Source organism: Bradyrhizobium sp. BLXBL-03 (assembly GCF_051853015.1).
GTDB lineage: Bacteria > Pseudomonadota > Alphaproteobacteria > Rhizobiales > Xanthobacteraceae > Bradyrhizobium > Bradyrhizobium manausense.
In genome coordinates this window covers 2,229,638-2,239,799 of record NZ_CP182470.1, presented here as the reverse complement: position 1 = coordinate 2,239,799, position 10,162 = coordinate 2,229,638, and the positions used below count along the sequence as shown (strand labels likewise).

At 64.2% G+C, this 10,162-nt stretch carries 6 protein-coding genes; 4 read left to right on the top strand and 2 right to left on the bottom strand.

The features are described 5' to 3' along the window. Genes glgX through treY form a run of 3 tightly spaced genes read left to right on the top strand, consistent with a single transcriptional unit; the run spans nt 1 to nt 6,615 of the window. Nucleotides 1-2,079, top strand: coding sequence for a glycogen debranching protein GlgX (gene glgX, locus ACNJX9_RS10655; protein ID WP_439408713.1), 2,079 nt, complete (start codon nt 1-3; stop codon nt 2,077-2,079). Beyond that, entirely contained in the window at nt 2,076-3,830 is a 1,755-nt protein-coding gene (gene treZ, locus ACNJX9_RS10650) for a malto-oligosyltrehalose trehalohydrolase (protein WP_439408712.1), read from the top strand. The genes glgX and treZ overlap by 4 nt, the downstream gene beginning before the upstream one ends. Nucleotide 3,831: 1 nt before the next feature. Next, nucleotides 3,832-6,615 (top strand): malto-oligosyltrehalose synthase, encoded by a 2,784-nt coding sequence (gene treY, locus ACNJX9_RS10645; RefSeq protein ID WP_439408711.1) that lies wholly within the window; start codon nt 3,832-3,834, stop codon nt 6,613-6,615. A gap of 3 nt (nt 6,616-6,618) precedes the next feature. Here the strand turns inward: treY and ACNJX9_RS10640 are convergent, their stop codons facing one another. Beyond that, the gene (locus ACNJX9_RS10640; protein WP_057743012.1) at nt 6,619-6,936 is read right to left on the bottom strand and encodes a polyhydroxyalkanoic acid system family protein; all 318 of its coding nucleotides are present in this window, start codon (nt 6,934-6,936) and stop codon (nt 6,619-6,621) included. Nucleotides 6,937-7,121: 185 nt separating this feature from the next. Between ACNJX9_RS10640 and ACNJX9_RS10635 the strand changes: the two genes are divergently transcribed. Next, nucleotides 7,122-7,286: a DUF3309 family protein gene (locus tag ACNJX9_RS10635; RefSeq protein ID WP_084298933.1), complete on the top strand. Its 165-nt coding sequence runs from the start codon at nt 7,122-7,124 to the stop codon at nt 7,284-7,286. Nucleotides 7,287-7,411: 125 nt separating this feature from the next. Here ACNJX9_RS10635 and ligD read toward each other — a convergent pair whose 3' ends face one another. Next, the gene (gene ligD / locus ACNJX9_RS10630) at nt 7,412-10,060 is read right to left on the bottom strand and encodes a DNA ligase D (protein ID WP_439408710.1); all 2,649 of its coding nucleotides are present in this window, start codon (nt 10,058-10,060) and stop codon (nt 7,412-7,414) included. Nucleotides 10,061-10,162 lie beyond the last annotated feature (102 nt).

Genomic DNA, 10,162 nt, shown 5'->3' with positions numbered 1-10,162 from the left:
ATGCGCCTGACTGCTGGATCGCCCGCGCGCCTCGGTGCAAGCTGGGACGGACGCGGCACCAATTTCGCACTGTTCTCAGCCCACGCCGAGAAGGTCGAGCTGTGCCTGTTCGACAGCCAGGGTCGGCGCGAGCTCGAGCGCATCGAGCTGCCGGAGCGTACCGAAGATGTCTGGCACGGCTATCTCAACGACGTCTCGCCGGGTCAGCTCTACGGCTATCGCGTGCATGGCCCCTACGAGCCCGAGCACGGCCACCGCTTCAACGCCAACAAGCTGCTGCTCGACCCCTACGCCAAGCGGCTCGCCGGGCGGCTGGTCTGGAGTGACGCGCACTTCGCCTATCGCACCGGCTCGGCGCGCGAGGATCTGTCGTTCGACCGGCGCGACAATGCACGCGGCATGCCCAAGGCGGTCGTGGTCGACGAGACTTTCAACTGGGGCCGCCGCGAGATCAGGCCGAACATCGCCTGGGAAGACACCATCATCTACGAGGCCCACGTCAAGGGCCTGACCCAGAAGCGCGACGACGTGCCGCCGAATCTGCGGGGCACCTACGGCGGATTGTCGTCGCCGGCAATGATCGAACATCTGAAGAGGCTCGGCGTCACCACGATCGAGCTGTTGCCGGTTCACAGCTTCGTCGACGACCGCGTGCTGGTGGAGAAGAAGCTCACCAACTACTGGGGTTACAACACGCTGTCCTTCTTCGCGCCGGAGCAGCGTTACGCCCAGGACAATGCGCTGGATTCCTTCCGCACCACGGTGGCGCGCCTGCACGATGCGGGCATCGAGGTGATGCTCGATGTCGTCTACAATCACACCGCCGAAGGCAATCACCTCGGCCCGACGCTGTGCTACCGCGGCATCGACAATGCCTCCTATTACTGGCTGAACCGCGAGAACCCGCGCTATTATGACGACTTCACCGGCTGCGGCTCCTCGGTGAACCTGACCCATCCGCGCGTGCTGCAGATGGTGATGGATAGCTTGCGCTACTGGGTCGAGGTCTGCCATGTCGACGGCTTCCGCTTCGACCTCGCCACCACGCTGGCGCGCGGCCCGAACGGTTTTGACCGCGGCAGCTCGTTCCTCACCGCTGTCAGGCAGGATCCGGTGCTCGCCACCGTCAAGCTCGTCGCCGAACCCTGGGATCTCGGCCTCGGCGGCTACCAGGTCGGCGCCTTCCCTTCGCAATGGTCGGAATGGAATGACCGCTATCGCAGCGCCATGCGCCGCTACTGGAGCGGCGAAGGCAGCCTGATCGGCGACATCTCCAGCCGCATGACGGCCTCGTCCGACCTGTTCAATCACGACGGGCGCCGGCCGCGCGCAAGCATCAACCACATCACCGTTCATGACGGTTTCACGCTGGCAGATCTCTTCAGCTACAACGAAAAGCACAATGAGGCCAATGGGGAGGACAATCGCGACGGCTCAAACGACAACCACAGCAACAATTGCGGTGTCGAGGGCCCGACCGATGATCCCAAGATCCTTGGCCTGCGCCGGCAGCTTCGCAAGAACGTGCTGGCCTGTCTGATGCTGGCGCAGGGCGTTCCGCTGATCCTTGCCGGCGATGAGGTCGGTAACACGCAATTCGGCAACAACAACGCCTATTGCCAGGACAACGAGGTCGGCTGGGTCTCTTGGGACAATCTCGGCAAGGACGGCGATGACATGATCGATTTTGTCGCTGATCTCGCAGACATCCGCCGAAAATTCTCGCAGCTGCGCAGCCATCGCTGGCTCGACGGCCGGCCCAAGGACGGCATCTCCTACGGCGCACTGTGGCTGACGCCCGAAGGCAACGAGATGACCGAGAGCGACTGGACATTCCCGGACGGCCGGTTCCTCTCTTATGTGATGGGACCGATGGAACCGGGCAGCGCGGCGCTCTTTATCGTTCTGAACGCCGCCCCGGAAGAGATTGCATTCAAATTGCCCAAAATGCCCGAATACAAGAGCTGGCAGCAGATCCTGAACACGACGGATGCCAAGCTGAACAGCGTTGATTTCCTGTCCGGAAGCGACAGCAAGGCGCCGCCACGTTCCGTGCTCGCCTTCGCGGGGGCGCTATGAGGCCATCCTTCGGAGCGAAGCCGACCAAGGACGGCGTGTCGTTCCGGCTGTGGGCGCCCGCCGCGCGCCGCGTCGATCTCCTGCTCGAAACGCGACATGCGATGCAGCGCCGGCAGGATGGCTGGTATGTCGCCGAGATCGCCGGCCTCGCTGCTGGCAGTCAATACAAGTTCAGGATCGACGACGAGATCGACGTGCCGGATCCCGCCTCCGCGTTTCAGCCCGAGGATGTGTTCGGCCCGAGCGAGGTGATCGATCACGACGCCTTCGCATGGCGCGCCAAGGATTGGCGCGGTCGCCCCTGGGAAGAGACGGTGCTGATCGAGACCCATGTCGGCACCTTCACGCGCGATGGCACCTACCGTGCCATGATCGACAAGCTCGATCATCTGGTCGCATCCGGTATCACCGCGCTGGAGCTGATGCCGCTGGCCGATTTCGCCGGCCGGCGCGGCTGGGGCTATGACGGCGTGCTGTGGTACGCGCCCGACAGCGCCTATGGCCGTCCGGAGGACTTGAAGACGCTGATCGACGAGGCGCACCTGCGCGGGCTGATGGTCTTCCTCGACGTCGTCTACAATCACTTCGGCCCGGAAGGAAACTACCTCGGCCGCTACGCGCCATCTTTCTTCACCGACGCGCACACGCCCTGGGGCAGCACGATCGATTATCGCATGCCGCAGGTGCGCGCCTTCGCGGTCGAGAATGCGCTGTCCTGGCTGACTGACTACCGGTTCGACGGTCTCAGACTGGATGCCGCCAACCACATCATGGCGATCCCGGGCGAGCAGTCGATGCTGCACGACCTCAGCGTCGCCGTCGGCGAGCTCGCGAAGGCCACCGGACGGCACATTCATCTGGTGCTGGAGAATGGCGACAACCGCGCCAGCCTGCTCGATGCCGCGCAGGAGCCGCCGAGCGGCAAATATCGCGCGCAGTGGAACGACGACTATCACCACGTCTGGCACGTGATGCTGACCGGCGAGCTCAACGGCTATTATGCCGACTACCAGACCCCGCGCATGGACCTCGCGCGTGCGCTCGCCTCAGGCTTCGTCTACCAGGGCGAGATCTCGGAGTTCTGGGGCAAGAAGCCGCGCGGCGAGCCGAGCGGTGAGCTGCCGCCGGTGACCTTCGTCAACTTCCTGCAAAACCACGACCAGATCGGCAACCGCCCGCTCGGCGACCGGCTGGAGAGCCTGGCCTCGCCCGAGCAGATCGAGGCCGCGCTCGCGGTGACGCTGCTCGCGCCGATGGTACCGATGCTGTTCCAGGGCGAGGAATGGGGCTCGAAGATGCCCTTCCCGTTCTTTTGCGATTTCCAGGGTGGCCTCGCCGATGCCGTGCGCAAAGGGCGCAGGCAGGAATACGCCTGGGCCTACGCGAAATATGGCGACGAGGTGCCGGACCCGCTTGATCCTGCCACGCCGCAATCGGCCGTGCTGGACTGGACCGGCCGCACGCCCGAACAGGACGCTCGGCTGGCGCTGGTGCGCGACTTGCTCGAGCTTCGCCGCAGGGAGATCATGCCGCGGCTGAAAGACGCGCGCTTCGGCGATGCCGAGGCGAAAGACAACGGCCTGCTCACCGCGCATTGGCGCATGGGCGACGGCACGACGCTGCGGCTCACCGCCAATCTTTCCGACAACAACATCGCGTATGCCAACGACAACGCGGGCACGCTGATCTGGGGCGGCGCTGCCGGCGACCGACTCCCGCCCTGGTCGGTGGTCTGGCATCTCGGAGGTTGAAATGCCTTCCGCGATCCCTCTTGCGACCTACCGGCTCCAGCTCACTGCGGATTTCGACTTCGACAAGGCCGCCGCGGTCGTGCCTTATCTGAAGGCACTGGGGATCACCCATCTCTACGCCTCGCCTGTGATGAAGGCGCGCAAGGGCTCGACCCATGGCTATGACACTGTCGATCACAGCCAGTTCAATCCCGAACTCGGCGGCGAGGCCGGCTTTGCCCGGCTGAGCGAGGCGCTCGCACAGAACGACCTCGGCCTGATCGTCGACTTCGTGCCCAATCATGTCGGCGTGCATTTCGCCGACAATCCCTGGTGGCTCGACGTGCTGGAATGGGGCCAGGCCTCGCCGCACGCCGTTTCCTTCGACATCGACTGGGACCAGCTCCCCTATCGTGCCCGCGGCGGCGTGCTGCTGCCGATCCTCGGCGCGTCCTATGGCGAGGCGCTGGAGCGCGGCGAGATTGAGCTGCGCTACGATCCCGATGAGGGCAGCTTTTCTGCCTGGTATTTCGAGCACCGCCTGCCGATCGCGCCGGAGCGCTATGGCGAGATATTGCGGATGATCGTGAAGGAGGCGGATGCTGCCGATACCGTTGCCGGCAAACGCCTGCTCTCGCTCGCCGCGCGCTATACCGGCCTGCGCAGGCCGAACCGCAGGGAGGCCCCCGCCTTCAAGGCAGAGCTGAAGGAGATCGCAGGCGGCGCCGACATCGTCATGCACGGCCTCCTCGCCTATCGCGCAGCCAAAGATCGCCCGGCGCAGACGCTGGCGCTGCATCACCTGCTGGAGCGGCAGAACTACAAGCTCGGCCATTGGCGGCTTGCCTCCAGCGACATCAACTATCGCCGTTTCTTCGACGTCAACGGGCTCGCCGGCCTGCGCGTCGAGGACGCGAGCACGTTCGCCGCCACGCACCGGCTGGTGAAGCAGCTCGTCGCCGACGGAAAACTGCAAGGCATCCGCCTCGATCACATCGACGGCCTGCGCGACCCTGCGCAATATTGCCAGCGGCTGCGCCGGCTGGTGCGCGACGCGCAAGGCAATGCCAAACCATTCTACACGGTGATTGAGAAGATCCTGTGCGAGCACGAGAAGCTGCCGCACTTCGCCGGCGTCCAGGGCACCACGGGCTATGAGTGGATGAACGCGATCACCCAGGTGCTGGTCGATGCCAAAGGGCTGGAGGCGCTGGACGAGACCTGGCGCCAGATCAGCAACCGGCCGCCGCGGCTCGCGCCCTATGTCAAGGACGCCAAGCGACGCGTGCTGGAAACGCTGCTGACCAGCGAGTTCACCGTGCTGACCCGCCTGCTCGCACGCATCGCCAACGGGCACTATTCGACCCGCGATTTCTCCGCCGACAGCCTGCGGCAGGCGCTCGAGCTCTACGTGCTGCACTTCCCGGTCTATCGCACTTACTTGACGCATAGCGGCCCGACCGCGCTCGACCGCAAGCTGATCGACGACACCATCGCGCGCGCCCGCACAGAGTGGTTCGCCGCGGATGAAGGCATTTTCGACTTCCTGCACGATGCGCTGACCATGGACCTGCTCAAGCCCGGCCGGCCGCCGCACAGTGCGCCGCGGGTGCGCCGCTTTGCACTGAAGGTGCAGCAGTTCACGGGACCGATGATGGCGAAATCACTGGAGGACACCGCGTTCTATCAGTTCCACCGGCTGCTGGCGCTGAATGAAGTCGGCGGCGATCCCGCCAGCACCGGCCTCACCATACCGGCCTTCCACGAGGCGATGCGCGCCCGCGCCAGGGAATGGCCGCAGGGGATGACGGCGACCGCAACCCACGACACCAAGCGTGGCGAGGATGCGCGAGCGCGGATCACGGCGCTGAGCGAGATATCAGGCGAATGGACCAGCGCGGTTTCGCGCTGGAAGGTGCTGAACGCGCCGCACCTCGCGCTGTCAGGCAATCTGCGCGCGCCGTCGGCAACGTTCGAATACATGCTCTACCAGACCCTGCTCGGCGCCTGGCCCCTTCAAGGGCCGGATGCCAGTTTCGTCGAGCGCATCCAGGCCTATGCGCTCAAGGCGGCGCGCGAGGGCAAGGAGGAGACGAGCTGGCTCAATCCGCATGAAGCGTATGAAAACGGCATCAACAGCTTCATCGAGAAGATTCTCGACCCCAGCCTATCAGGCGAATTCCTGGATGCGCTTGCCACTCTGGCCCGCCGTATCGCGCTGCTTGGTGCGCTGAATTCGCTGAGCCAGCTCACGCTGAAGGCGACGCTGCCGGGGGTACCTGATTTCTACCAGGGGACCGAATATTGGGACCTGTCGCTGGTCGATCCGGATAATCGCCGCCCGGTGGATTTTTCTGCACGGCAAGCGGCGCTGGCTTCGCTGGAAACACCTGATTGGGGCGGGCTGATCAGGACCTGGCCGGACGGACGGCTCAAGCTGGCCTGGACGCGGCACCTTCTCAGGCTCCGGACTGAGCTCGCCGACGTTTTTGCGCAAGGCGGTTATCAGCCGCTGGATGTGCGCGGCGCGCACGCCGATCATGTGATCTCTTTTGTCCGCCACCATGGCCGCGCTGCAGCGATCGTCGTGGTGGCGCGCCAGTTCGCGCCCTTCACGCAAGCGGGACGCGAGTGGCCGGCGCTCGAAGGTTTTGACGCAACCGTCGATATCAGCGGCTACACCGCGCCGGGCCTTGCGGGCAACGAATTGCCGCTCGCGCACGCGTTCCGTGATTTTCCCGCTGCGGTCATCAAGGCGCGCGCAGCCAGTGCGGTCAGGCCCCGGCGACAGCGCGTGGGCGCCTGACGCTCACTTTCCCTCATCCTTGGTCAGCAGCAATTGCCCGCGCTTCTTGATGGTCGCCTGCGCCATCTCGGCGAAGCGCTGCAGCAGCCACGGCAGCACCACCTCGACCTTGACATGGTCCTCACTAACGTCGACCTGCCCGCTCGCGACCTGGCCCAGTGCGCGAATGCGGAAATTCATGGTGTCGCCGCTCCAGCGCTCCTCCTCGACCTGCATCACGGGAATGCTGGCGGCGGCGCGGCCGAGCCCGGTCTTGAGCCGGCGCACCGCCTCCTCGCGACCGAGGCGATGCGGAATGGAGACGACGAGCGGTGCTGACATGGCCCTGCCCCGTGGTGACTGGATCCTCACATAGTCATGCCTGATAGAGGCGTAAAGGTTCCATGCAGATCGGAACTGTCGCCCCGTTTCAAATCCGGAACTTTAAAACCCCGGGCAAGTTGCCCTCCGCACACAACGGGACAGGTTGCAACAACCCTTTCGATAAAGGGCTGGAGGAGATTCGCATGTCTATCGGTACGATCATTCTGATCATCCTGGTTATCGCGCTGCTCGGCGGCTTCAGCGGCATCGGCGGCGGTCCGTTCTACGGCACCGGCTATTACGGGGGCGGTGGGCTTGGGCTCGTTATCATCATTCTGCTGATCCTGCTGCTGATGGGCCGGATCTAGGACGAGATCTCGTAGGGTGGGCAAAGGCGCGACGCGCCGTGCCCACCTAATCTTCGCTACAACGAAAAGATGGTGGGCACGCTCAGCTTTGCCCACCCTACAGCAGTTGTGCCCGGCGCGCGGGTCTACTTCTTCGCAGCCAATTTCTTGATCGCCGCCTTGATCGACGCGGCGGCATCATCGTAGCCGTCCCATGCCTTCGACCGCGCCAGCAGGCCCGGCACGGTGCGAACCGTGTAGCGCTTCGGATCGAGATCGCTCTTCACCTGCGCCCAGGTCAGCGGCATGGACACCGTGGCGCCGGCACGTGCGCGCGGCGACAACGGGGCGACCGCCGTCGACATCCGGTCGTTGCGCAGATAATCCAGGAAGATCTTTCCCTTGCGCAGCTTCTTCGACATGTTGAGCAGATAGCGCGCGGGATCGTCATCGGCCATCCACTGACAGACACCTTGCGCGAACGCCTTTGCTTCCTTCCAGTCCACCTTGTCGCGCGCGCCATGCAGCAGCGGGACCACCACATGCAGGCCCTTGCCGCCCGTGGTCTTGCAGAAACTCTCCATGCCGATATCGGTGAGCCGCTGCCGCATCTCCTTCGCCGCTTCCACCACATCGGGGAATTCGACATCGGGCGCAGGATCGAGATCGAACACCAGCCGGCCCGGAACGTCATAGGCGTAGGGCGCACAGTTCCAGGGGTGCAGCTCGACCCCGCCGATCTGCGCGACCGCGGCAAGGCCTTCGATACGGTCGATCTGCAGGTAAGGCTTGCGATCGCCTGACACGCGCGCGAGCTCGAGCAGGTTCGAGGTGCCCTGCATGGCGTGGCGCTGGAAGAAGCACTCTCCCTTGATTCCGTCAGGTGCGCGGATCAGCGAGCATGGCCGGCCCTTGAGATGCACGATCATCCATTCGCCGACGGCCTCGAGATAACGTGCGAGGTCGAACTTGGTGACCGGCGCGCCCTCCCCATCGTCGGGCCACAGCTCCTTGTCGGGCTTGGAGATCACGACACCCATCACTTCGGCGGTGCCCTTCCCTGCCGCCGGCTTTGCAGCAACGCGCTTCCTGGTAGAGGGCTTGGCGAGTTCGGTATCCGTAGGCGTCTCCGCCTCGACCTCTTCGGCTGGCTTGTCCTGCCGCAGGCCTTTGAAGGCGGCCTGGCGGATGTTGCCATCAGCCGTGAATCCGGCGAACTCGATCTCGGCGACGAGCTCGGGCTTCAGCCAGTGCACGTCACGGGTCTTCTTCGGCGCATTCTTGCCGCCGAAGGGACTTTCCTTGGCTTCCATCGCTTTCAGCGACGGCATGATGCGCTTGATCTTGTCGGCACCAAATCCGGTCCCGACCATTCCGACGAAGGCGAGATGATCGCCCCGATGCACGCCTGCCATCAGGGAGCGGAATTTTCCATTGGTGGTCTTGTAGCCGCCGATCACCACCTCATGGCCGGCGCGGCATTTTGCCTTGGTCCAGCTCTCGGTGCGGCCTGAGCGATAGGGCGCGTCCAGCTTCTTCGAGACGACCCCCTCGAGCTCGAGCTTGCAGGCCGATTGCAGCACCGCATCGCCGCCGCTCTCGAAATGCTCGACATAGCGGATCTGGCTCGTCTTCTTCTTGCGCGCCTCCAGCAGTTTCTTGAGACTGGCCTTGCGCTGGCCGAGCGGCAGGCGGCGATAATCGAGATCCTCGGCGAACAGCAGGTCGAAGGCGAAGAAGATCAGCTCATCGGTCTTGCCGTCCGACAGCGCGGCCTGCAGCGAGGAAAAGTTCGGCGCGCCGTTATGGTCGAGGGCGACGATCTCGCCGTCGATCATCACGTTCGGCAACTCGGCGGCCTCCTTCGCGATCGACGCGAACTTGCCGGTCCAGTCGAGGCCCTTGCGCGTCTTCAGCGTCGCCTCACCATCCTCGACGCGAAGCTGCACGCGATAGCCGTCGAACTTGATCTCGTGGCACCAGCCATCCGAGGCCGGCGGCCGCTCCACCGGGGTGCAGAGCTGCGGCGCCACGAAATCAGGCATGTCCGAGACCTTCCTGGCCGTCGTCGCTGATGTCGCCTTCTTCGATGCCTTGCTGCTCTTCAGCGCCGTGCGAGGCGCCGGCTTGACCGTGCGTCCCTTAGTCTCTTCAGTGCGGTTGGACTGCCAGACCGCGTCGGCCTTGCCCTTACCCTTCGCCAGCATGAACGGTTTTGGCGCGCGACCCTTCCCGCCTGCGATCTGCTCCATCGCACGGCCGGAGGCCACGGACTTGTCCTCCGCCAAAATATCCTCGTCTTCGCTGGCATATTCGTCGCGGTGCTTGATCAAGAGCCAGTTGGTACGCTTCTCGCCGCCACGGTTACGCATGCGCACCAGCACCCAGCTGCCATGCAGCTTGTCGCCATGCAGCGTGAACTTGAGGTCGCCCTTTTTGAAGCCGGCTTCGGGGTCATCGGACTCCCAGGTGCCGCGATCCCACAGCATCACCGTGCCGCCGCCATATTGGCCCTCGGGAATGGTTCCTTCGAAATCGCCATAGTCGAGCGGATGGTCCTCGACTTCCACCGCCAGCCGTTTGTCGTGCGGATTGAGTGAGGGTCCTTTCGTCACCGCCCAGGACTTGAACACGCCGTCGAATTCGAGCCTGAGATCGTAGTGCAGGCGGGTCGCGTCATGCTTCTGGATCACGAAGCGCCGCTGCTTCGAGGGCGCCACCGCGGTCTTGCCCGACGGTTCGGGCGTCTTTTCGAAATCACGCTTCTTTCGATAGATGGAGAGTTTTTGCAGCACGATGGGTCCCACATCTTCTGATCGCGTTGAAGCCTATCACGGCAAAAGTCCTACCCGGAACCAAAACCCAATGGGGTGGTTGGGGTTCCAAAACGCCTTGAA

Coding starts and splice junctions, on each gene's coding strand:
- treY (WP_439408711.1), top strand. CDS start 3,832: ATGCCTTCCGCGATCCCTCTTGCGACCTACCGGCTCCAGCTCACTGCG.
- glgX (WP_439408713.1), top strand. CDS start 1: ATGCGCCTGACTGCTGGATCGCCCGCGCGCCTCGGTGCAAGCTGGGAC.
- ACNJX9_RS10640 (WP_057743012.1), bottom strand. CDS start 6,936: ATGTCAGCACCGCTCGTCGTCTCCATTCCGCATCGCCTCGGTCGCGAG.
- ACNJX9_RS10635 (WP_084298933.1), top strand. CDS start 7,122: ATGTCTATCGGTACGATCATTCTGATCATCCTGGTTATCGCGCTGCTC.
- treZ (WP_439408712.1), top strand. CDS start 2,076: ATGAGGCCATCCTTCGGAGCGAAGCCGACCAAGGACGGCGTGTCGTTC.